The organism is Enterobacteriaceae endosymbiont of Donacia thalassina, assembly GCF_012568245.1.
GTDB lineage: Bacteria > Pseudomonadota > Gammaproteobacteria > Enterobacterales > Enterobacteriaceae.
On sequence record NZ_CP046188.1, the window covers coordinates 193,598 to 218,016 of the forward strand.

Sequence of the window (24,419 nt, forward strand, 5' to 3'; positions counted from 1 at the left end):
TTTAAGTAATAATAATGTTATCATAAAATTTATGATATTATTATAATATCTAGTACATCTATTAATTTCCTGATTTGTTTAATTAGAAAATTTATAGATTTATAACTTCTTAATATTAATCTAAAATTAATATTTTTTAATTTATTTATTACATTAATATTTATTGTTTTAATTAAAAATCCTCTATGACGAATAATCCTTATTATTCTTTCACTAATTTCAGGACTAATATTTGTTTTAATAAATAATTGATATTTATTCATTTAATTTTTCTCCATCATATTATCATTACTATATCCAGGTGGAACTAATGGCCAAACATTATCATATTCATTAATTAAAACATGTAATATATAAGGTTTGTTTATAGAAAATATTTTTTTTAAACTTGTATTAATTTGATTAGTATAACTAATACTATGACCTGATATTCCAAACGATTTTGCTAATTTTATAAAATCTGGATTATCATATAAAGTAGTTTCACTATATCTTTTTTGAAAAAAGAGTTGTTGCCATTGTCGTACCATACCTAATCTTTTATTATCTAATAATATAATTTTTATAGGTAAATTTTTTCTTTTAATTGTACTTAATTCTTGGATATTCATTATAAAAGAACCATCACCTGAAATACATATAACATTATTATTAGGTTTTGCAATTTGTGCACCAATAGCAGCTGGTAATCCAAAACCCATTGTTCCTAATCCACTAGAAGTAATAAAATTTTTAGGATTAGAAAAAGTTATATGTTGTGCAGTCCACATTTGATGTTGTCCTACATCAGTAGTAATAATTGTATTCTTATTTTTAATATCTGATAATTTTTTAAGTAAAAAAGGAGCATAAATTTTTTTTTTTTTTGTAAAAAAATTATATTTATGAGTATATTTTTTTTTTATTTTTTTTATATAATTTTGCCATTTTAAAATATTTTGAGGAATTGCTAATAAGGGAATTAAATAATTTAAATTACCTAATAATTCTACATTTACTTGGCAAATTTTGTTAATTTCAGCTGGGTCTATATCCATATGAATAATATTAGCATATGGAGCAAATTTTTTTATATTACCTGTTACTCTATCATCAAACCTAGCCCCAACAGCTATTAACAAATCACATTTTTGAACAGTATAATTAGCTGCCTTATTTCCATGCATACCTAACATACCTAAATAATAAGGATTTTTACTATCAATAGTACCTAATCCTTTCAGAGTTACAACAGTAGGTATTTTAGAATTATTAACAAACTTTCTTAATGTATTAACTGCATTACCTATATTAACTCCTCCTCCTATATATAATATAGGCATATTAGATTTTTTTAACAAAAAATTAGCTTTTTTGATTTTTTTTTTGGAATATTTTTTTTTTTCTACAAAAAAAAATGTTCTTTTTTTTAATTTTATTTTTTTTGGTAAATTAGATAATTGTATATCTTTTGGTATATCTATTAATACAGGACCTGGTCTATCTGATAATGCTATAAAAAAAGCTTTTTCTATAATAGAAGATAATTCTAATGGTGAAGTTATTAAAAAACTATGTTTAGTACATGATAAAGACATTCCTATAATATCTATTTCTTGAAAAGCATCAGTACCAATTAATGGGAGAGATACTTGTCCAGTAATTGCAATAAGAGGAACTGAATCTACCATTGCATCTGCAATACCTGTTATTAAATTAGTAGCTCCAGGACCTGAGGTAGCAATACATACTCCTGCTTTTCCAGTAGCTCTAGCATATCCAATTGCTGCTATAGCGGCTCCTTGTTCATGTCGGCATAAAACATGATCTATATCTCCGTCATATAATGCATCATAAAGAGGCATAATAGCTCCGCCAGGATATCCAAATACTGTTTTAACATTTTGTTTTTTTAATTCTTGAATTATACATTGTGCTCCATTCATACTTAAACCTCTTTAATTTTATAAAATAATATGCATAATTCAATTTATTTAAATTTTTAAGATTTTAAAAAAAATATGGTTTTATTTTATTTGATATGTTATTAAAATTTTTAAAAATTATATAATTATTAATTTTAATATATTAAATATATATGAATATATATTTATATTATTATTTTTACTATAAATTTATTAAATTTTTTAAAATTTTATATATTTAAAAAATATAAGTATTAATTTAAACAGGGGTGGAGGGATTTGAACCCCCAACCATTGGTTTTGGAGACCAATATTCTACCAATTAAACTACACCCCTTATTTTTATATATTAAGAATAGATTTTAATACACATATTATAATTTATTAATATAATTGATTCAATAAAAATATATATAAATATTTATTTTAAATATATTAATTTAATTAATAATTTTTAAAAAAAAATATAAATATAAAATATTTTATAATAAAAATTTTTTTATTTGTTAATTTTTTATAAAAAATATATTATAAATTATAATTTGTAATTTTTTAAAAAAAATTATATTTTGTAAAAATATTATTTTTTAACAAAAGGGATAAAATATGACAGAATGGAGTATAGGTAAAATAAAAAACATAAAATATTGGACAAAAGATTTATTTAGTATTATTTTAAATGCAAAAATTAATAATTTTTTTGCAGGTCAATTTACAAAATTAGCTATAGAAATTAATGGTAAAAAAATAAAAAGAGCATATTCTTTTATTAATTCTCCTAAAAATCAGAATTATGAATTTTATATTTCTAATATTAGAAAAGGTCAATTAAGTCCATATTTATATAATTTAAAAATTAATGATAAAATTTTTATTTCTAAAAATTCATCAGGTATTTTTATTTTAAATAATATTAAATCTTGTGAAAATTTATGGATGTTTTCAACAGGAACAGGTATAGGACCTTATCTTTCAATATTACAAGATGGTATATGTTTTAAAAAATTTTCAAAAATAATTTTAGTTCATTCTGTTAGATATATAAAAGATTTTAGTTATTTAAATTTATTAAAAAAAATAAAACAAAATTATTTTAATAAATTAATCATTCAAATTGTTTTAACTAGAAAAATTAATATAAATGAAAATATTTTATATGGTTATATTCCTGATTTATTAAAAAATAAAAAATTAGAAAAAAAAATTGGCATAAAAATTAATACTGAAAACAGTCATGTAATGTTATGTGGTAATCCAAAAATGATTAAACAAACACGAAATTTTTTAGAAAAAAATAGAAATTTATCTCAAAATTTAAGAAATAAAAATGGTAATATAACATTTGAAAAATATTGGTAATATAATTAATTACAAAGAGAAAAAAATGAAAAAATTTTTAATTATTGCTAATTGGAAATTAAATGGTAATTTTAATTTTATAGATAAAAATATTAATTTGATTAAAGAAAAAATAAATAATTCTTTATATTTTTGTAATTTATCTATAGCACCTCCTTATGTATATTTAAATTATATAAATAATTTATTAAAAAAAACATCTATATCTTTAACTGCACAAAATGTTGATATTCATATAAAAGGATCTTTTACAGGTGAAATATCAATTAAAATGTTAAAAGATGTTGGAGTAAAATATGTTATAATTGGACATTCAGAAAGAAGATTATTTCATAATGAAAATAATAATTTTGTTTCAAAAAAATTTTTTTTAATTAAAAAATATGGATTAATTCCAATTTTATGTTTAGGAGAAACAGAAGAACAAAAAAAAAATAATCAAGCAGAAAAAATTGTTATTAAACAAATTAATGATATTATAGAAAATAATAATATTGATATTTTAAATAAAATTATTATAGCTTATGAACCTGTTTGGGCAATTGGATCAGGCAAAAATGCCAATATAGATGAGATACAAAAAATTGTATTATTTATTAAAAATTATTTAATATCTTTAAATACTAAAATAGTAGAAAACATATATTTTATATATGGTGGTTCTGTTAATAATTCTAATATAGATATTTTCTTTAAAAAAAATATTATTAATGGTTTTTTAATAGGGAAAGCTTCTTTAGAAGCAGAGAAATTTATATCTTTAATTAAAAAAACAAAAAAATATTTAGTTAATTAAATAGATCTTAACATTGGAAATAAAATTACATCTCTAATTGATTTTGTATTAGTAAATAACATAATTAATCTATCTATACCTATACCTAATCCTGCAGTAGGAGGAAGTCCATGTTCTAATGCATCTATATATTCTTGATCATAAAAATTTTCATAAATATTTTTATTATTATCTATATTTTTTATATTTTGTTGTTCTTTAAATCTTTTTTTTTGTTCTTCAGGATCATTAAGTTCAGAAAAACCATTTGCTATTTCCATTCCACAAATAAAAAATTCAAATCTATCAGTTATGGATGTATTTATATCATTATTCCTGGATAATGGAGAAATTTCAATAGGATATTCTGTAATAAATGTAGGTTCTATAATTTTTTTTGTAATTTTTTCTTCAAAAATTTCAGAAATAATTTTACCTTTACTCCAATTTTTATTTATTTCAACATTTAACAAATTAGCAATTTGTATTAATTCTTTATTATCTTCTAAATTTTCTAAAGAAAAATTAGGATAAAAATATATAATAGATTCTTTCATTGTTAATTTATTAAATTTTTTATTTAAATCAAAAGTATAATTATTATATTTTAATAAATAATTTTTAAATATTATTTTATATATTTTTTTAAATAATTTTTCAAATAGAATCATTAAATCTTTATAATCAGAATATGTTATATATAATTCCATCATAGTAAATTCAGGATTATGTTGTGTTGAGATCCCCTCATTTCTAAAATTTTTATTAATTTCAAAAATTTTATTAAAACCTCCAATTATAAGACGTTTTAAATAAAGTTCTGGAGCAATACGTAAATACATATTTTTATTATAAGTATTATGATATGTTACAAATGGTCTAGCTAAAGCCCCTCCGGGGATATTATGTATCATAGGGGTTTCTACTTCTATAAAACCTTGTTTATTCATAAAATTACGAATATTAAATATAATTTGAGTTCTTTTTTGAAAAATATAACGTGTTTTTTTATTAACAATTAAATCTAAATATCTTTTTCTATATTTTATTTCTTTATTTTGTAAACCATGATATTTATCTGGTAATGGTCTAATTGATTTTGTTAATAAAAAAATTTTTTGACAAAAAATAGACAAAATATTTGTTTTTGTTTTAAAAATATAACCAACTACACCTATAATATCTCCAAGATCATATGTATCTAAAAATTTTTTATATTCTTTTAAAGAAACTCCATTTTGAGATATATAAATTTGTATTTTTCTTGTATAATCTTGAATATTGATAAAAGATGCTTTTCCCATAATTCTTAAATTTACTATTCTACCTGCAATATGAAATATTTTTTTATTTAAAAAATTAGTTTCGTAATTATATTTTTCATATATTTCATTTAATGAAATATTAATTTTAAAATTATTAGGAAAAGTTATATTATTATTTTCTCTTAATTCTGCTAATTTTTTATGTCGAAATTTTATTTCATTATTATTAATATTTTTTTTATTTTCGGACATAATAAAATAATCCTATATTTATAAACCTAATTTTAGACTAGCTTGAATAAATTTATCTAGATTACCATTAAGTACAGATTGTATGTCATTACTTTCTATACCTGTTCTTATATCTTTAATTCTTGAATTATCTAATATATAAGAACGTATTTGATATCCCCAGCTAATATTAAATTTTTTTTTTTCTATATTTTTTTGTATCTTTTGTTTTAATTTATTTTGTAATTCATATAATTTAAATTTTATTTGTTTCATTGCTTGACTTTTATTTTTATGTTGTGACCTATTATTTTGACATTGTGTAACTAATCCAGTAGGAATATGTGTAATACGTACAGCAGATTCAGTACGATTTATATGTTGTCCTCCTGAACCAGATGCTCTATATACATCAATACGTAAATCATCAGAATTAATAGATATATTCATATTTTCTTTAATTTCTGGATATATAAAAGTTGAAACAAAAGATGTATGTCTTCGCCCAGAAGAACTAAAAGGACTTTTTCTAACTAAACGATGAATACCATTTTCTGTACGTAACCAACCATAAGCATAATCACCTATAATATGTAATGTTGATGATTTAATTCCTATAATTTCTCCTGGAGATTTATTTATTATCAAAACTTGAAAATTTTTTTTTTCTGCCCATTTTAAATACATATTCATAATTATTTTTGCCCAATCTTGAGATTCAATACCTCCTGAACCAGATTGTATATCAATAAAACAGTTTTTTTTATCATTTTTTTGAACAAAAATTTTTTTAAATTCTAAAATATTTATTTTATTTTGTATATTAAATAATATTTTTATTGATTCTTTTAATATTATTTTATCATTAGTATCAATAGCTAAATTAATTAATTCATAAATATCAATAATTTCTTGATTAATATTATCTAAAGATAATAATAAATTTTCTATATTTATTTTTTTTTTATTTAGAATATTTATATAACGAAAATTATTCCAAAAAATAGGATTTTTAAGTTTATTTTTTATAATTAATAATTTTTTTTTATATTTTGAATAATTAAAGAAACCCCCTAATAAAAATATTTTTTTTTTTTATTTCTTTTAATTTATTTTTTATTAAGTTAATTTCTAACATATTTTTCCTAATTTTTTTGATTAAAAAAAATTTAAATTAAATTTAATATAAAAAACATTTTATTTATATTAAATTTAATTGTTAATAAAATTAACATAAATAAAAAAAAATATTTTTTAGTTAAAAACTGGCCCTTGTTGGATTTGAACCAACGACCTAACGATTATGAGTCGTTTGCTCTAACCGCTGAGCTAAAGGGCCATTAATTTCTTAAACAGTATGTTATATTTTAAAATTTTTTTCAATAAAATTTATATTTTTTTTTAATTCATTAAATATAATTTTTTTGTTCCTCTTAAAATATATAAGAGTATTAATATTGGATGTTTATCTAGTATTTTCTTTACACTTTTTATACTAGTCATACGTTTTCTATTAATTGATAATATTACATCATCTTTTTTTAAGCCTATTATTGCTGCAGGAGAATTAGGAATTACTTTTATAATTTTAACAGCAGTATTTTTACCTTTTTTAAAAAATATATTTTTACTTTTTAAATCAATATTACTTAAATATCCTCCTTCTATTCCATAATACATCATATTTTTTTCAAGAGAATTATCATTACAATAATCATTTAATTTTATTTTTATACTTTTAAAAACACCTTTTCTTATAATTCCTAATTTAATAATTGTACCTTGCATAAAAATGCTTATTCTTGCTTTTAATAAAGCATAATTATCAATTTGTTTACCATTTAATGTAATAATAATATCCCCAGGTTGTAATTTATTATTTTTGGATGATATAATATCACGTATAAAAATACCTTTACTAATATTAGAGATATTCATGATTTTAGCTAATTGAGGAGTAAGTTCTACTCCATAAATTCCTAGAGAACCTCTTTTAACTTTACCAAATTTAATAAATTGATTAACTAAACTTATAACAGTGTTGCTGGGTATAGCAAAACCAATCCCAATATTACCCTCATTAGGAGTTAAAATAGCAGTATTTATTCCGATTAAATCTCCATTTAAATTAACTAATGCTCCTCCAGAACTACCACGATTAATTGCTGCATCTGTTTGTATAAAATTTTCAAAATTTTCAATATTAAGTCCTGTACGTCCTAGTGCAGAAATAATACCTGATGTAACAGTCTCACCTAACCCGTATGGATTACCTATAGCTAGGGTATAATCACCTACTTTTAAATTATCAGAATTAGCTATTTTAAGACTTTTTAAATTTGCTGTTTTATCTTTAATTTGAATTAAAGCTATATCCATTTGTGGATCTTGTCCTATAATTTTAGCTTCATAAGTTTTACCATTATTTAATTCAACTGAAATATAATTAGCATGATCAATAACATGATTATTAGTAATAATCATCCCTTTTTTAGGATTTATGATAACACCAGATCCAATTGAATGAAATTTTTGTTCAAGAACATTATTATTATTTCCACAAATAGGAGTATTTTCATATGGTGATCCTATTTTACATAATGAAAAATGATCATTTAAATATTCTTGTATTTTAGGAGGTAATCGAAATTGTGATACAAAAGTACTTCCTTGTACATTAATAGTAACAACTGCAGGAGTAACTTTTGATAATATTTTTGATAAACTTGGTAAAGATTTATTATTATTTTTTTTTGTTAAATAAAATGGTAATAGTTTAGCATTAACATTATTATGTGTTAGTACTAACATAGTAATAAAAAAAAATGTATAAAAAAATATTTTGCATTTTTTCATAAAAAAATCTCATAATAAAATTTATAGAATAAAGTTTATATAAATTTATCTAATACATTATTAAATAAATAATTTTATATAATTATTATAAATATTTTTTTTAATTAAATATTTATAAAAAAATTTTTTGTAAAAATTTTTAATTAATTAAAATATAAAAATTTTTACAAATTATTATACTTAATATAATATAAAATTTATCTTATATAAAGATATAAATATATATGGTTAATAAATTAAAAGATATTGCAGTTAAAACTGCAATAAAATATATTAAAGATAATAGTATTATTGGAATTGGATCAGGAACAACAATATCTCATTTTATTGATATTTTATTTGCTAAAAAGAAAAATATTAAAGGTTTAGTATCAGCATCAAAAATATCTACAAATAAATTAAAAAAATATAATTTTAATATTTATAAAGTTAATAAAATAGAAAAAATTGGTATATATTTTGATAGTGCTGATGAAATTAATTATAAAATGCAAATGATAAAAGGGGGTGGGGCAGCATTAACAAATGAAAAAATTATATCTAGTATAGCAGATATATTTATTTGTATTATTGATGAATCTAAATATGTAAAAAATTTAGGATTACATCCAGTACCTATAGAAATTATTCCTTTGGCAAAAAAATTTATTATTAAAAAATTATTATATATAGGTGCTATTGCTAAACCACGTATAAATACAATTACAGAACATGGGAATATAATATTAGATGTATATAAATTAAATTTATATAATCCTATCAAAATAGAAAAATATATAAATAATATTCCTGGAGTTATAACGGTAGGTTTATTTACACAAAGATGTGCTGATATAGTTATTATAGGAAAAAGTAATAATACAGTTTCTGTAATACATAAAAAAAGTTAAATTTTTTCAAAAAATAAATTTTTTACATTTAATTTTCTAAAATTTGTAATATATTATATGAAAATAAAATTTACTAAAATGCATGCATTAGGAAATGATTTTGTTATTATAAATAATATAAAAAAAAAATTTTCTTTAAAAAAAGAAATAATAAAAAAATTATCAAATAGATATTTAGGAATAGGATTTGATCAACTATTATTACTAGAATTATCATTAAATAAATGTAGTGATTTTCATTATAGAATTTTTAATTCTAATGGTAATGAAGTAGAACAATGTGGTAATGGTGCACGTTGTCTTGCTTTATATTTAAAAACAAAAAAATTAACTATTAAAAATGAAATATGTGTAAGTACAAAGAATCGTTTAATATATATAAAAATATTAAATGATAATATTTTTTCTGTAAATATGGGTGTACCTTTATTTAACCCAAAAGATATTCCATTTATAACTAATAATATTAAAAATACTTACAGAATTTTTTTTCAAAAAAAATATATTTATTTTAATGTTGTTTCATTAGGAAATCCACATTGTGTTATTCAAGTACAAGACTTATTAAATACTCCAGTATCATTGATAGGTTCTTTTTTTGAAAAAAATAAATTATTCCCTCAAAAAATTAATGTAGGTTTTATGCAATATTTAAATAGGAATAATATTAAATTAAGAGTATTTGAACGAGGAGTAGGAGAAACTAATGCCTGTGGATCAGGAGCTTGTGCAGCTGCAGCAATAGGGATAAAAAAAAATTTTTTATCTAAAAAAGTATATGTGCATCTTACAGGAGGTATCATCATTATATCTTGGAAAGGTAGTAATAATAATTTATTTATGAAAGGTAATGCTAATTATGTTTATGATGGTGAAATAATATTATAATAAATTCTATTTTAAAAATGGCATTTCAGTAAATGAAAAATCTTGATTTATTAAAAAATTTAAATAGTAAACAAAAAGAAGTTGTATCTGAAATAAGAAAAAATTTATTAATATTAGCTGGTGCCGGTAGTGGGAAAACACTCGTATTAATTCGTAGAATAGCATGGTTAATTTATAAAGAAAATTGTTCTCCTAAATCTATTTTAGCTGTTACTTTTACAAATAAAGCAGCACTAGAATTAAAAACTAGAATTATATCATTAATTAAAAATTATCAGAATGATATTTGGATAGGTACATTCCATAGTTTTGCTTATTATATATTAAGAATTCATTATTTAGAAGCAGGATTAACAAAAAATTTTCAAATTATAGATAATTCTGATCAGAAAATTTTAATTAAAAGAATCTTAAAAAGATTATCTTTACAAAATAAAAATTATTCAATAAATAATATTTTAAAACATATAAACAATTTTAAAAATAATTTTTTTGATAAAAAAGAAAATTATTTTTATGAAAATAATTTATACAATATAGATTTATCTAAAATTTATGATGAATATCAAAATTATTGTAAAATTACAGAAGTAATTGATTTTAATGAATTAATATTATGTTTATATAAATTATTTTTACATAAACCTAATATATTACAAATATATCAAAAAAGATTTCAAAATATTTTAATAGATGAATTTCAAGATACAAATGATCTACAATATAGATTTATATCTTTACTATATAATAAATTTTATAATACTAAAATTGTACTTGTAGGTGATGATGATCAGTCAATCTATGGATGGAGAGGTGCGCAAGTTAAAAACATGCATCGTTTTTTAAAAGATTTTGATAAAGTGAAAACTATTTTACTAGAACAAAATTATCGTTCTACTTCAAATATTTTGGAAGCTGCAAATAAATTAATTTCTCATAATAATATTCGATTAAAAAAAAAATTATGGACTCATAAAAATAATGGAAGACTTATTTATATATATTCTGCATTAAATGAATTTGATGAAGCAAGGTATATTGCAAAATATATATATCATAATTTTATCAAAAAAAATATAAAATTAAATAATTGTGCAATTCTTTATAGAAATAATTCTCAATCCCGTATTTTAGAAGAAATTATGTTAAAATTTTGTATTCCTTATAAGATATATGGTGGAATACGTTTTTTTGAACGTCAAGAAATAAAAGATACTTTATCTTATTTAAGATTAATTTCTAATTATAATGATGATAATTCTTTTGAAAGAATCATAAATACACCTAAAAGAGGAATTGGAGATAATACATTAAATGTAATAAAATATATTTCTAAAAAATATTTTTTAACATTATGGAAATCTAGTATTTTTCTTTTAGAAAATAATCAATATTTAAATACCATGTCATTTAATTCATTAAAAAAATTTATTATTTTAATTAAATTTTTAAAAAATAATATAAAAAATAAAAAGTTATCAATAATTATTAAAGAAACTATAATAAATTCTGGTTTATGGGAAATGTATAATAAAAGTAGTTTGGCTGAAAAAAATTTTTCTAAAATAAATAATTTAAAAGAATTAATTAATGCCGCAAATTATTTTACAAAAATTTCATTAAAAAATGAAAATATTAAAAATAATCTATTAATAGATTTTCTTTCACAAACATCATTATTAACAGATAATAATGATTTAAATAACATAAATCAAGAAACTAATAATTATATACAAATGATGACTATACATGCATCTAAAGGATTAGAATTTTCTGAAGTATTTATTATAGGTATGGAAGAAGGTATTTTCCCTAATAAAATTTCTTTTACTAATAAAAATATAAATGAAGAAAGACGTTTAGCATATGTAGGTATTACTAGAGCAAAAAAAAAATTAACATTAACTTATACAAAAAAACGTTACTTATATGGTAAAGAAATTAATTCAATACCATCAAGATTTATTAATGAATTACCAGAAAATTGTGTGAAAAAAGTTAATTTTTTAAAAGAAAAAAGTATTTGTTTTAAACAAAATAATTCTTTAAATAAAGAAAAATATTTTATAGGACAAATTGTTTATCATGCAATATTTGGTAAAGGAATTATTCTAAACATAGAAATTATTAAAAATAATATAAAATTACAAATTAAATTTAAAAATGCAATAATAAAATGGATAATGTCTAATTATATAAAATCTTATATATAAAAAATATATTTATGAAATAAAATTATAATTTTAAAAAAATATATAATTTTTTTTAAATATTAATTTAAATAATATCCTAATTAGGAGTTATTATGTTAACTGCTTATAAAATATATAATAAACATTTAATTTATCTAAAATTAAATAATAATTATAATAATCTTTTAGATGCAATTTGGATTGATTTAATAAAACCAGAAGATAATGAAAGAAAAAAAGTTTATAATTTATTGGGACAAAATTTAGCTACTAGACCAGAATTAGAAGATATAGAAGCATCAGCAAGGTTTTTTGAGAATAAAGAAGGATTACATATCCATTCCTTCTTTTTTTATAGAAATAAAAATGAATATGTAGGTACAACTACTGTTGCATTTACAATCAAAAATAATAGATTATATACTTTAAGAGAAAAAGAATTATCTGCTTTTCGTTTATATAGAATACGTATGCATAATAATAATACTATGACATATGGTAATCCTTATGAATTATTATTAGATATATTAGATACTAAAATTGAACAATTAGCCGATGAAATAGAAAATATATATAGTGATTTAGAATTATTAAGTTGTATTATTATGAAAGGACATAAAAATGATCAATTTGATAATGCTCTTTCTACTTTAGCGGAATTAGAAGATATCGGTTGGAAAGTAAGATTATGTTTAATGGATACACAAAGAGCAGTAAATTTTCTAATGAGAAAAACTAGATTACCGAAAATTCAAATAGAACAAGCAAGAGAAATCTCAAGAGATATTGAGTCACTTTTACCTCATAATGAATCATTATTTCAAAAAGTTAATTTTTTAGTACAAGCTGCAATGGGTTTTATTAATATAGAACAAAATAGAATTATTAAAATTTTTTCATTAGTATCTGTTATTTTTTTACCTCCTACTTTAGTTGCTTCTAACTATGGTATGAATTTTTCTTTTTTACCAGAATTAAAATGGAAATATGGTTATATTTATGCTATTATTATAATGTTAATTTCTGCTTTAGCTCCTTATTTTTATTTTAAAAGAAAAAAATGGTTATAATATGTAAAAAAGATTTTTATTTTAAAATCTATATAATATTTTATTATAAATAATTAATAAATTTATAATAAAATATTAATTAACATATTATATAAAAAGATTAACCAACAAAAGGTAAATTAATTATTATATAATTAGTTTGCCTATGTAATAATAAAAGATTCTAAAAATTTTTTCTAATATTTAACCATCCTAAATATAATATTATAAATATAATTGGTAAAACATAAACTGTTGCATATGTCCCATCAGGATAATTTAAAAAAATTAATATACACATAAAAAAAAGAAATGTTAAAGTTAACCATGTAGTAAAAGGTGCTCCCGGCATTTTATAATCAATTTTTTTAATTTTTCCTTGATTTATTGCTTTTCTTAATTGTATCTGACAGATTAAAATAAAAATCCATGAAATTATAACAAATAAAGATGCTAAATTTAAAAAAATTTCAAAAATCTTATTAGGAAAAAGATAATTTATATATATTCCAATAATATAAATAAAAAGTGTTGATATTATACTAGTATAAGGTACTTTATTTTTATTCATATATCCCAATATTTTAGGTGCTACCCCATCTAAAGCCATAGAACGTAAAATTCTACCCACTGAATATAATCCTGAATTTAAACTTGAAAGTGCTGCAGTAATAATTATAAAATTCATAATATTATTAATATAAGGTATACCTAAAATATGTAAAAAAGTTACAAAAGGGCTTTCATATCTCTTATATAAAGATAATGGTAATAATAATATTAATAAAGATATAGAACCTATATATAAAAACATAATTCTCCAAAAAACACTATTAATAACTTTTGGTAAAATTATTTTAGGATTTTTACATTCTTCTGAAGTTATACCAATTAATTCTATAGAAGCAAAAGAAAATATAACTCCTTGAGTCAATAATATTGACTGCCACATCCCATGAGGAAAAATATTATATTTACCATTTTTATTAAAAAAATTATGTGCCAATATAATTGGTTTTTTTAAAAAATAATGAAAATGAAAAATATATTTATTAAATAACAAAAATATACCTATAATAATAAAAATTATTATTGATAATACTTTAATAAAAGATAACCAAAATTCTATCTCAGCAAACCATTTTACTCCAATAATATTGATTATTCCTATAATAAATATAGTAATTAATGAAAATAACCATTGGGGAATGTGATTAAATAAATACCAATAACGCATATATAATGAAATTGCTGTAATATCTACAATCCCAGTCATAACCCAATTCATAAAATATATCCAACCAGAAAAATATCCCGCTTTTATTCCTAAAAATTCTCTAGAATATGAAATAAAGCTTCCACTAGAAGGTCTATATGAAATTAATTCGCCTAATGCTCTCATTATAAAAAAACAAAAAAAACCACATATTAAATAAATAATAATTAATAAAGGACCTATAATTTTTAAACGATTACTTGAACCTAAAAATAATCCAGAACCTATTGTCCCACCTATAGCAATCATTTGTATTTGACGACTACTCATAACTTTATTATATTCAATTTTTTGTAATTGATTTTTTTTTTCATTATTTATTATAATGTTCCTTTTTTTTTTATTCATTGTTCTTCCTAATTTAAACTATAATAATTATATTATTTTTTATAATTTTAATAATTTTAATAGAAGAATATAATTTTTTTAAGCATATTTTTAGAAAAAAATATCAAGTAATTGTTAAAAATCTATTAATATTTATTAATATTAATTTTGTTAAAAAAATTTTATTTATATAATTATTTATTATAAATAAAATTTTTAAAATTAATATAAAAAACTAATTATTTTAAAAATTTTACAAAAATATATTTATAAATTATATTTTATATATATTGATATATATTTTTTTATTAATATCAACATATAATAAATATTATCTTATTAAAATAAGAGATTATAATGAATAATTATTACTTTAAAAAAAATATTTTATATGAAAATATTTTATATATTGAAAAATTATATAAAAATTTTTTGATTAATCCTAATTCTTTAGAAGAAGAATGGATTAAAATTTTTATAAATTTTCAAAAAAAAAATAAGGATTTAGATAAAAATAATCAATTAAAAAATAAAGATTTTTATAAAAAAAAAATTTTAAAAATAAAAATTAATCAATTAATAAATAATTTTAGAATTTTAGGACATTATTATGCAAATATAAATCCTTTAACTTTAAATAAAAAAAAATTGAGTAATATTTTACAATTAAAAAATTATCAAATTAATAAAAAAGATTATAAAAAAAAAATTAAATTAAATTTATTTTTAAAAAATGAAACAATAATTGATATTCATCGTTTTTTTCGAAAAAAATATTGTACTTCTATAGGTATAGAATATTACCATTTATTAGATAATGAAAAAAAATGGATACAAGAAAATATAGAACTAAAACAATATAATTTTAAATCTAAAGAAAAAAAAATTTTTTTAGAAGAATTAATTGCTGCTGAAATTTTTGAAAAAAATATAGGAAAAAAATTTCCAGGTGCCAAAAGATTTTCTTTGGAAGGTTGTGATGTTTTAATACCCTTAATAAAAGAAATAATACGTTATTCAAGTAAATTAGAAAAAAAAACAAAAAAAATAATTTTTAGCATGGCACATAGAGGTAGATTAAATTTTTTAGTAAATATAATGGGTAAAAAAATTAAAAATATAATTAATGAATTTTCAAATATTTTTCCAGAAAAAAATAATATAGACGATGTAAAATATCATTTGGGTTATTCTTCTTTAATTAAAATTAATAAAGAAAAAATAGAATTACAATTAGCATTTAATCCTTCTCATTTAGAAATTATTAATAGTATTACTATGGGTATTACTAGATTACAAAATGATTTATTAAAGGAAAAAAATATTAATAATGTTAATATTTTACCTATAAATATACATGGTGATGCATCTTTTAGTGGTCAGGGAATAATACAAGAAATTTTAAATTTATCTCAAACTAGAGGATATGGAGTTAATGGTACTATTCATATTATTATTAATAACCAAATTGGGTTTACTACTTCAAAAATTATTGATATGAGGTCTAGTTATTATTGTACTGATATAGCAAAAATGATTCAATGTCCTATTTTTCATGTAAATTCAGATAATTTAGAAAGTGTTATATTTATCACAAGATTAGCAATTAACTATAGAAATATCTTTCATAAAGATGTTTTCATAGATTTAGTATCATATAGAAGACATGGACATAATGAAATGGATGATCCATTTATAACACAACCATTAATGTATAATATTATTAGAAACCATAAAAAAATACAAGATTTATATTTTAATCAATTATTATTAGAAAATAATATAAATAATCAAAAAAAGAAAAATTTATATAAAAAATATCAAATTTTATTTGATAAAAATGATTTTTTTACTAAAACATGTTTTTTTATCAAAAAAAAATCTAAAATTTTAAAAAATAAAAATATAAAAATTGATGAATTAAAAAAATTACTTTTTAAAATTAGTGATTTACCTAAAAATTTTAATATTCATCCTCGAGTAAAAAAAATTTATTTAGATAGAATTAGTATGAGTAAAGAAGAAAAAAAAATAGATTGGGGTACAGCTGAGAATTTAGCTTATGCAAATATTTTAACTCAAGGAATATCTTGTCGTTTATCAGGAGAAGATGTTAAAAGAGGTACTTTTGCTCATAGACATGCTGTAATATATGATCAACATAGTGGTAATTCATATATACCTTTAAAAAATATTAATTTACAACAAGGTAAATTTTATATTTATAATTCTATTTTATCAGAAGAAGCAGTTTTAGGGTTTGAATATGGTTATTCTTTAAATAATATAAATACTATTACAATATGGGAAGCCCAATTTGGTGATTTTATTAATGGAGCACAAATTATTATAGATCAATTTATTAGTTCAGGAGAAATAAAATGGAATTATAAAAGTGGATTAATAATTATACTTCCACATGGATATGAAGGACAAGGACCTGAACATTCTTCTTCAAGAATAGAAAGATTTTTACAACTATGTGCTAAAAATAATATGAAAATTTGTATTCCTTCCAATGCATCACAAATATATTTTTTATTATGTGAACAAGCTTTTAATCAAATAAAAAAACCACTTATTATAATTTCACCAAAATCTCTTTTAAGACATCCATTAGCATGTTCTTCTTTAAAAAATTTTGTAAATAATTATTTTAAATTAATTATAGATGAATCAGACATAAAAATTAACATTGAAAATATTGAATATATTGTTTTCTGTTCTGGAAAAATATATTATGATTTATTAGAACAGAAGAATTATTTAAAAAATAATAATATTATTTTAATTAGAATAGAACAATTATATCCATTTCCAAAAAAAGAATTAAAAAAAATATTTCAAAAATATATAAAAATAAAAAAAATTTTTTGGTGTCAAGAAGAACCAAAAAACCAAGGAGCATGGATATATATTCATGAATGTTTTAAAAATAAATTAGATTTTAATATTAATTATATTGGAAGAAATAAATCTCCTTCTCCTTCAACAGGATATCTTTCTATTCATAAAAAACAACAAAAAAAAATAATAGATTCTGTTTTTAATATTATATAAGAAATTAATTTATAAGGATAAAAAATGGATAATATTAATATTATTGTTCCTGAATTACCTGAATCAATAAATAATGCAATTATAATTCAATGGTATAAAAAACCAGGAGAAAAAGTAAAAATTGATGATATTCTTCTAGAATTAGAAACAGATAAAGTAGTATTAGAAATTCCTTCAACTATTGATGGTTTTTTAGAAAAAATTTTAGTAAAAACAGGAGAAAAAGTAAAATCACAACAAATTATTGGAATTTTAAAAAAGGAAAAATTTTTAAAAAATCAAGAAAATAATAATAAAAATATTACAAAACTTAATAATACTGTTATTAATCAAAAAAAAATATTAAATAAATTAAATGATTTTAGTCCTTCTCTTAGAAGAAATATAAAAAAAAACAACCTTTTATTAGATAAAATAAATAATTTGAATAATCTAGAAAATATTAAAAAAAATGAAGAAAAAATTTTAAAAAATAATGATACTGAAAAAAAAGAAATGAGTCCAATAAGAAAATATATTTCTAAAAAATTAATGGATTCTAAAAATAATACTGTTATGTTGACAACTTTTAACGAAGTTAATATGAAAAAAATTGTTAAGATAAAAAATAACTATAAAAATTTTATTTTGGAAAATTATAATATTAAATTAGGATTTACATCTTTTCATGTTAAAGCTGTTACACAAGCATTACAATCATTTAAAAAAATTAATGCATTTATTGATGGAGAAAATATTATTTACAATAATTTTTATAATATAAATATTGCAATTGCAACAGAAAGAGGATTAGTTGCTCCTGTTATATATAATACAAATAAATTATCATTAATAGATATTGAAAAAAAAATCAAAAAATTAATATTAAAAAGTAATAAAAATAAATTATCTATCAAAGACTTAGTTAGTGGTACATTTACAATCACTAACGGAGGTGTTTTTGGATCTTTAATGTCTACACCTATTATTAATCCACCACAAAGTGCTATTTTAGGAATGCATGTTATTAAAGAAAGACCTATTGTTTTAAATAATAAAATATGCATCATGCCTATGATGTATTTAGCATTATCATATGATCATCGTTTAATAGATGGTAAAGATGCTATAGGTTTTCTTATGTTGGTAAAAACATTATTAGAAGATCCTATAAAATTATTTTTATAACTTTAAATAAAGTTATTTTTTTAATATTTTATTTTTATAAAAAATTTATTTTTATAAAAATCTATATTTAAAATATTTACATGTTTTTAAAAAAAAATTAATAAATATTTAAAAAATCTAAGGATTTATAATGTTAAATGTTATTGATTTATCAAGATTACAATTTGCATTAACAGCAATGTACCATTTTATATTTGTACCATTAACGTTAGGACTTTCTTTTTTATTAGCTATAATGGAAACATTATATATTTTATCTAAAAATAAAATATATAGAGATATGACCCAATTTTGGGGAAAATTATTTGGAATTAATTTTGCTTTAGGAATAGTAACTGGATTAACAATGGAATTTCAATTTGGAACAAATTGGGCTTATTATTCTCATTATGTAGGAGATATTTTTGGTGCTCCATTAGCAATAGAAGGTTTAGTAGCATTTTTTTTAGAATCAACTTTTGTTGGACTATTTTTTTTAGGTTGGGATCGTTTAAATAAAATACAACATTTATTTGTAACATGGTGTGTTGCTTTAGGATCAAATCTTTCTGCTCTTTGGATTTTAATTGCTAACGGATGGATGCAAAATCCTATTGCATCTTCTTTTAATTATCAAAATATGCGTATGGAAATGAATAATTTTTGGAAATTAATTTTTAATCCTATTGCTCAAGTAAAATTTCTTCATACTGTAACAGCCGGGTATACGACAGGTTCAATATTTATTATTGGGATTAGTGCATATTATATTTTAAAAAAAAGGGATATAGAATTTTCTAAAAAATCTATAATTATTGCTTCTTGTTTTGGTTTATTTTCAATTATTTCAGTAATTATATTAGGTGATGAATCAGGATATCAATTAAGTAATACTCAAAAAACTAAATTAGCAGCTATTGAAGCTGAATGGGAAACACAAAAAGCACCTGCATCATTTAATATTATATGTTTACCTAATCAAAATAAAGAATTAAATAGATTCTCTATAAAAATTCCATATATATTAGGAATAATTGCAACGCGATCTGTTCATTTACCTATTTTAGGTATAAAAAATTTAATAAAAAATAATGAGTTAAAAATTAAAAAAGGATTAAAAGCATTAATTGCACTTGAAAAAATTAAAAATGGAAATATTAAATTATATAATATTAAAATATTTAATAAATATAAAAAATATTTAGGATATGGTTTTTTATTTAAACAATATTATAATAATATTTATAATGTAAATCGTTTACAAATAAAAAGAGTAGCTAAAAATTCTATTCCAATAATAAGTCCTTTATTTTTCTCTTTTAGAATTATGGTTTTATCTAGTTTTATTTTACTTATTGTATTAATAATAGTTTTTATTTCGATTATTATACAAAATAATATTGAAAAAAAAAAATACTTATTAAAAACATGTTTATATATAATACCTTTACCATGGATCGCATCTGAATCAGGATGGTTTATTGCTGAATATGGCAGACAACCATGGGCTATAAAAGAAATATTACCAACATACATGGCTGGGTCTTCTTTACAATTTACGGAAGTATTATTTTCAATAATAATAATTTTTATTTTTTATACAATTTTATTAATAATAGAATTATATTTAATATATAAAATATCTAGTATAGGACCAAGTTTTTTAAAAACTGGTAAATATTTTTTTGAGAAAAATCTTAAAAATAAAAAAATTAATTAGGTTATTTAAATGTTAAATTATGAATTTTTACGTTTAATTTGGTCAATAATAATTGGTATATTAATTACAGGATTTATTATTACTGATGGATTAGATATGGGAGTTGGTATTTTATTATTTATAATAGGAAAAAATAATATTGAACGTAGAATAATGATAAATACTATAGCTCCTCATTGGGATGGTAATCAAGTATGGCTAATTACAACTGGAGGAGCATTATTTGCTGCATGGCCTATTGTTTATGCAATAATGTTTTCACATTTCTATATAGCAATGATATTATTATTAATATCATTATTTTTAAGACCTGTAGGTTTTGAATATCGTTCTAAAATTAAAAATAGAATATGGCAAATAATCTGTGATTTATGCATTTCGATAGGAAGTATTATACCCCCTGCTATTATTGGAATAATATTAGGAAATATATTTAAAGGTATTCCATTTTATATCGATAAATATTATTTTATTCATTCTAAGGAAAATTTTTCTAAATTATTTAATTTATCTAGTATTATTATCAGTATAACAACTATAATTTTATTTATAAACCATGCTGCATCTTATTTACAAATTAGAATACAAGATGTTAAAATGAACAATCGATTAAATTTTATTTTAAAATTATCTTCTATATTATTAATAATATTTTTTATTTTATCATTAATAAATGTTTTATTTTTTACAAAAGGATATAAAATTAATAATATTCTTCATCATAAAACAAATATTATTTTTGAAAATAATAATAATATATTATATGAAAAAAAAGCATGGATGTCTAATTTCCAAAATCATATATATTTATATTTAATACCATTATTAAGTATAATTTTCCCATTTTTAACATTTTTATCATCTACATATAAAAAAATAATAATAACATTTTTATGTTCTTCCTTAACTATTATTAGTATCCTATTAACTATAGGAATTATAATGTTTCCTTTTATTATTCCTTCAAGTATAAAATATTATCAAAGTTTAACTATTTGGAATTCTACATCTAGTCAATTAACATTAAATATAATGTTATATGTAGTTATTATATTCATGCCTATTGTATTATTTTATACTTTTTGGTGTTATAAAAAAATGTTTTTTTATCTTAATAAAGAAAAAATTAAAAAAAAATCTGATTTTTATTATTAAAAATAATTATAAATTTAACAATGGATAAAAATAAATGTGGTATTTAATATGGTTATTAATAATGTTTTTTTCATGTAGCTTAACTATTTTAATATCTTTAAAAAAAGAATATAGAAAAACATAAAAAATATATTTTATTATAAAATAATAAATAAAATGGCTAATTTATTTTTTTAAATAAAAATGTTACAATTAATAATATTAAGTTTTCAGTTTATATATTAAAAAATAATATAATAATTAATATTAAATTCTAATATTAATTGATGTATATAATAAATATTAATTAAAATTGATTGACTTAAAATGGATTTTTTTTATATTTTATTTAAATATAAAATTATTATATACTTAATAAAGATGAACCATTTAAATCAATATAACGCTGATTCTATAGAAGTTTTAGAAGGTTTAGACCCTGTAAGACGTAGACCTGGTATGTATACAGACCTTACTAGACCAAATCATTTAGCTCAAGAAGTAATAGATAATAGTGTTGATGAAGCACTAGCTGGTTATGCAAAAAATATTTTTGTTACTTTATACAAAGATCAATCATTAGAAGTTATTGATGATGGAAGAGGAATGCCTATTGATATACATTCTCAGGAAGGTATTCCTGCTATTGAACTTATTTTATGTCGTTTACATGCTGGGGGAAAATTTTCTAATAATAATTATAATTTTTCTGGAGGATTACATGGTGTAGGTATTTCTGTTGTTAATGCATTATCAAAAAGAATGGAAGTAAGTATTTTCCGTAAAAATAAAGTTTATACAATAATTTTTGAAAATGGATACAAAATTCAAAATCTTTCATTTTATGAAAATTTAAATAGTCAAAAAACTGGTACAAAAATTAAATTTTGGCCTAATGAAAAATTTTTTGAACATCATAATTTTTTAACTTCTAATTTAATTAATTTATTAAAAGCAAAAGCAGTTTTATGTTCAGATTTAACAGTATATTTTACAAATAAAAATACTAAAGATAAATATTGTTGGACTTATAAAAATGGTTTATCTGAATATTTAATTAATTCAGTTAAAAATATATTAACTATACCAACTATGCCATTTATAGGAGAGTATTTAAATGATACTAAACATTTAAATTGGGCATTATTTTGGATTCCAGAACATAATCATAATATTATTACTGAAAGTTATGTTAATTTAATACCTACTACATATGGAGGTACACATGTAAATGGATTACGTTTAGGATTATTAGATGCAATACGTCATTTTTGTAATTTTCATAATATATTACCTAGAAATATAAAATTATTAGGAGAAGATATTTGGAATCAATGTTCTTATGTATTATCTATTAAAATTCAAGATCCTCAATTTACAGGTCAGACAAAAGAACGTTTATCTTCAAGACAATGTACTATGTTTGTTGCAAATATAGTAAGAGATTCTTTTATTTTATGGTTAAATCAAAACTTTAAAATCAGTACAGTTTTAATTGATATTTTTATTACAAATGCTCAAAAACGTATTAGAGAATCTAAAAAATTTATAAAAAAAAAAAATTATAATACAAATTCAATTTTACCAAGTAAATTATCTGATTGTCTTATTAATAATAAGAAAAAAACAGAACTTTTTTTAGTAGAAGGTGATTCTGCTGGAGGATCAGCTAAACAAGCAAGAAATAAAAATTTTCAAGCTGTAATGCCATTAAAAGGAAAAATTTTAAATACATGGGAAATTAATTCTGAAGATATTTTATCTTCACAAGAAATATATGATATTTCTTTAGCAATAGGTATTTATCCTAATAATGAAGATCTGAAAAAATTAAGATATAACAAAATTTGTATTCTTGCAGATGCTGATTCAGATGGATTACATATTGCTACTTTATTATGTGCTTTATTTATAAAACATTTTTTACCATTAGTAAAAAATGGACATATTTATGTTGCAATGCCTCCTTTATATCGAATAGATTTAGGAAAAAAAATTTTTTATGCTTTAGATGAAAATGAAAAAATAAAAATTTTAAAAAAAAATTATAATAAAAATAATAAACAACAAATTAATGTACAAAGATTTAAAGGATTAGGTGAAATGAATCCAACTCAATTAAGAGAAACAACTTTTAATCCTAGTAGTCGTAGATTAATACAGCTAGTTATAAATAATACTGAAAAAGAAATAAAAAAAACATTTTCTATTATGGATATGTTATTAGCTAAAAAGAGATCAGAAGATCGTCGTAAATGGTTACAAAAAAAAGGCGATATTACAACAATAATAAATATTTAAATCATTAAAAATGATAAAATATTTATAAAATTAATTATAATTACTT

At 19.7% G+C, this 24,419-nt stretch carries 17 protein-coding genes and 2 tRNA genes; 11 read left to right on the top strand and 8 right to left on the bottom strand.

Annotated elements, in window-relative coordinates; translation table 11 throughout:
• Nucleotides 1-29: 29 nt before the first annotated feature.
• From ilvM to GJU02_RS00940, 3 genes are all read right to left on the bottom strand, one after another.
• Nucleotides 30-263, bottom strand: a complete 234-nt coding sequence (gene ilvM, locus GJU02_RS00930; protein ID WP_168919227.1) for an acetolactate synthase 2 small subunit — start codon at nt 261-263, stop codon at nt 30-32.
• Entirely contained in the window at nt 264-1,925 is a 1,662-nt protein-coding gene (ilvG, locus tag GJU02_RS00935) for an acetolactate synthase 2 catalytic subunit (RefSeq protein WP_168919228.1), read from the bottom strand.
• Nucleotides 1,926-2,168: 243 nt separating this feature from the next.
• Nucleotides 2,169-2,241, bottom strand: a tRNA-Trp gene (locus GJU02_RS00940).
• A gap of 269 nt (nt 2,242-2,510) precedes the next feature.
• Here GJU02_RS00940 and GJU02_RS00945 point away from each other — a divergent pair.
• Together GJU02_RS00945 and tpiA are read left to right on the top strand one after the other, a co-directional pair.
• Nucleotides 2,511-3,263 carry an FAD-binding oxidoreductase gene (locus tag GJU02_RS00945; protein ID WP_168919229.1) on the top strand — a complete coding sequence of 251 codons (753 nt, stop codon included), beginning with the start codon at nt 2,511-2,513 and terminating at the stop codon, nt 3,261-3,263.
• A 25-nt stretch (nt 3,264-3,288) separates the two neighbouring features.
• Nucleotides 3,289-4,059 (top strand): triose-phosphate isomerase, encoded by a 771-nt coding sequence (tpiA, locus tag GJU02_RS00950; protein WP_168919230.1) that lies wholly within the window; start codon nt 3,289-3,291, stop codon nt 4,057-4,059.
• Here the strand turns inward: tpiA and lysS are convergent.
• The 4 genes from lysS to GJU02_RS00970 form a co-directional block, all read right to left on the bottom strand.
• Nucleotides 4,056-5,555 (bottom strand): lysine--tRNA ligase, encoded by a 1,500-nt coding sequence (gene lysS / locus GJU02_RS00955; protein WP_168919231.1) that lies wholly within the window; start codon nt 5,553-5,555, stop codon nt 4,056-4,058. The genes tpiA and lysS overlap by 4 nt on opposite strands.
• An 18-nt stretch (nt 5,556-5,573) precedes the next feature.
• A protein-coding gene (prfB, locus tag GJU02_RS00960) for a peptide chain release factor 2 (RefSeq protein ID WP_246208774.1) occupies nt 5,574-6,672 on the bottom strand; the annotation gives its coding sequence in 2 pieces (ribosomal slippage) (nt 5,574-6,596 and nt 6,598-6,672; 1,098 coding nt in all).
• Nucleotides 6,673-6,800: 128 nt separating this feature from the next.
• Nucleotides 6,801-6,873 (bottom strand) — tRNA-Ile (locus GJU02_RS00965).
• A gap of 62 nt (nt 6,874-6,935) precedes the next feature.
• Nucleotides 6,936-8,390: a Do family serine endopeptidase gene (locus GJU02_RS00970; RefSeq protein WP_168919233.1), complete on the bottom strand. Its 1,455-nt coding sequence runs from the start codon at nt 8,388-8,390 to the stop codon at nt 6,936-6,938.
• A 224-nt stretch (nt 8,391-8,614) separates the two neighbouring features.
• Here GJU02_RS00970 and rpiA point away from each other — a divergent pair, with 224 nt between their 5' ends.
• The 4 genes from rpiA to corA all read left to right on the top strand — a co-directional run bounded on the left by rpiA (nt 8,615) and on the right by corA (nt 13,430).
• Nucleotides 8,615-9,280 carry a ribose-5-phosphate isomerase RpiA gene (gene rpiA, locus GJU02_RS00975; RefSeq protein WP_168919234.1) on the top strand — a complete coding sequence of 222 codons (666 nt, stop codon included), beginning with the start codon at nt 8,615-8,617 and terminating at the stop codon, nt 9,278-9,280.
• A 63-nt stretch (nt 9,281-9,343) separates the two neighbouring features.
• Nucleotides 9,344-10,168, top strand: a complete 825-nt coding sequence (dapF, locus tag GJU02_RS00980; protein ID WP_168919460.1) for a diaminopimelate epimerase — start codon at nt 9,344-9,346, stop codon at nt 10,166-10,168.
• Between the two features lie 32 nt (nt 10,169-10,200).
• A complete protein-coding gene (locus tag GJU02_RS00985) occupies nt 10,201-12,381 on the top strand; it encodes a UvrD-helicase domain-containing protein (protein WP_168919235.1) in 2,181 nt (726 codons plus the stop codon).
• A 92-nt stretch (nt 12,382-12,473) separates the two neighbouring features.
• The gene (gene corA, locus GJU02_RS00990; RefSeq protein ID WP_168919236.1) at nt 12,474-13,430 is read left to right on the top strand and encodes a magnesium/cobalt transporter CorA; all 957 of its coding nucleotides are present in this window, start codon (nt 12,474-12,476) and stop codon (nt 13,428-13,430) included.
• 163 nt (nt 13,431-13,593) lie between these two features.
• On the opposite strand, the gene GJU02_RS00995 is transcribed toward corA, so the two are convergent.
• Nucleotides 13,594-15,033 (bottom strand): amino acid permease, encoded by a 1,440-nt coding sequence (locus GJU02_RS00995; protein ID WP_168919237.1) that lies wholly within the window; start codon nt 15,031-15,033, stop codon nt 13,594-13,596.
• A gap of 336 nt (nt 15,034-15,369) precedes the next feature.
• Here GJU02_RS00995 and GJU02_RS01000 point away from each other — a divergent pair, with 336 nt between their 5' ends.
• The 5 genes from GJU02_RS01000 to parE all read left to right on the top strand — a co-directional run bounded on the left by GJU02_RS01000 (nt 15,370) and on the right by parE (nt 24,373).
• Nucleotides 15,370-18,072, top strand: a complete 2,703-nt coding sequence (locus GJU02_RS01000) for a 2-oxoglutarate dehydrogenase E1 component (RefSeq protein WP_168919238.1) — start codon at nt 15,370-15,372, stop codon at nt 18,070-18,072.
• A gap of 24 nt (nt 18,073-18,096) precedes the next feature.
• Complete coding sequence (gene sucB / locus GJU02_RS01005; RefSeq protein ID WP_168919239.1) at nt 18,097-19,239, top strand: dihydrolipoyllysine-residue succinyltransferase; 1,143 nt, start codon at nt 18,097-18,099, stop codon at nt 19,237-19,239.
• A 130-nt stretch (nt 19,240-19,369) separates the two neighbouring features.
• Nucleotides 19,370-20,938 (top strand): cytochrome ubiquinol oxidase subunit I, encoded by a 1,569-nt coding sequence (locus tag GJU02_RS01010; RefSeq protein ID WP_168919240.1) that lies wholly within the window; start codon nt 19,370-19,372, stop codon nt 20,936-20,938.
• Between the two features lie 9 nt (nt 20,939-20,947).
• The gene (cydB, locus tag GJU02_RS01015) at nt 20,948-22,093 is read left to right on the top strand and encodes a cytochrome d ubiquinol oxidase subunit II (RefSeq protein ID WP_168919241.1); all 1,146 of its coding nucleotides are present in this window, start codon (nt 20,948-20,950) and stop codon (nt 22,091-22,093) included.
• A gap of 360 nt (nt 22,094-22,453) precedes the next feature.
• Nucleotides 22,454-24,373 (top strand): DNA topoisomerase IV subunit B, encoded by a 1,920-nt coding sequence (gene parE / locus GJU02_RS01020; RefSeq protein ID WP_168919242.1) that lies wholly within the window; start codon nt 22,454-22,456, stop codon nt 24,371-24,373.
• Nucleotides 24,374-24,419 lie beyond the last annotated feature (46 nt).

Coding starts and splice junctions, on each gene's coding strand:
- ilvM (WP_168919227.1), bottom strand. CDS start 263: ATGAATAAATATCAATTATTTATTAAAACAAATATTAGTCCTGAAATT.
- GJU02_RS00945 (WP_168919229.1), top strand. CDS start 2,511: ATGACAGAATGGAGTATAGGTAAAATAAAAAACATAAAATATTGGACA.
- lysS (WP_168919231.1), bottom strand. CDS start 5,555: ATGTCCGAAAATAAAAAAAATATTAATAATAATGAAATAAAATTTCGA.
- ilvG (WP_168919228.1), bottom strand. CDS start 1,925: ATGAATGGAGCACAATGTATAATTCAAGAATTAAAAAAACAAAATGTT.
- GJU02_RS01000 (WP_168919238.1), top strand. CDS start 15,370: ATGAATAATTATTACTTTAAAAAAAATATTTTATATGAAAATATTTTA.
- tpiA (WP_168919230.1), top strand. CDS start 3,289: ATGAAAAAATTTTTAATTATTGCTAATTGGAAATTAAATGGTAATTTT.
- corA (WP_168919236.1), top strand. CDS start 12,474: ATGTTAACTGCTTATAAAATATATAATAAACATTTAATTTATCTAAAA.
- GJU02_RS01010 (WP_168919240.1), top strand. CDS start 19,370: ATGTTAAATGTTATTGATTTATCAAGATTACAATTTGCATTAACAGCA.
- parE (WP_168919242.1), top strand. CDS start 22,454: ATGAACCATTTAAATCAATATAACGCTGATTCTATAGAAGTTTTAGAA.
- GJU02_RS00985 (WP_168919235.1), top strand. CDS start 10,201: ATGAAAAATCTTGATTTATTAAAAAATTTAAATAGTAAACAAAAAGAA.
- cydB (WP_168919241.1), top strand. CDS start 20,948: ATGTTAAATTATGAATTTTTACGTTTAATTTGGTCAATAATAATTGGT.
- sucB (WP_168919239.1), top strand. CDS start 18,097: ATGGATAATATTAATATTATTGTTCCTGAATTACCTGAATCAATAAAT.
- rpiA (WP_168919234.1), top strand. CDS start 8,615: ATGGTTAATAAATTAAAAGATATTGCAGTTAAAACTGCAATAAAATAT.
- GJU02_RS00970 (WP_168919233.1), bottom strand. CDS start 8,390: ATGAAAAAATGCAAAATATTTTTTTATACATTTTTTTTTATTACTATG.
- GJU02_RS00995 (WP_168919237.1), bottom strand. CDS start 15,033: ATGAATAAAAAAAAAAGGAACATTATAATAAATAATGAAAAAAAAAAT.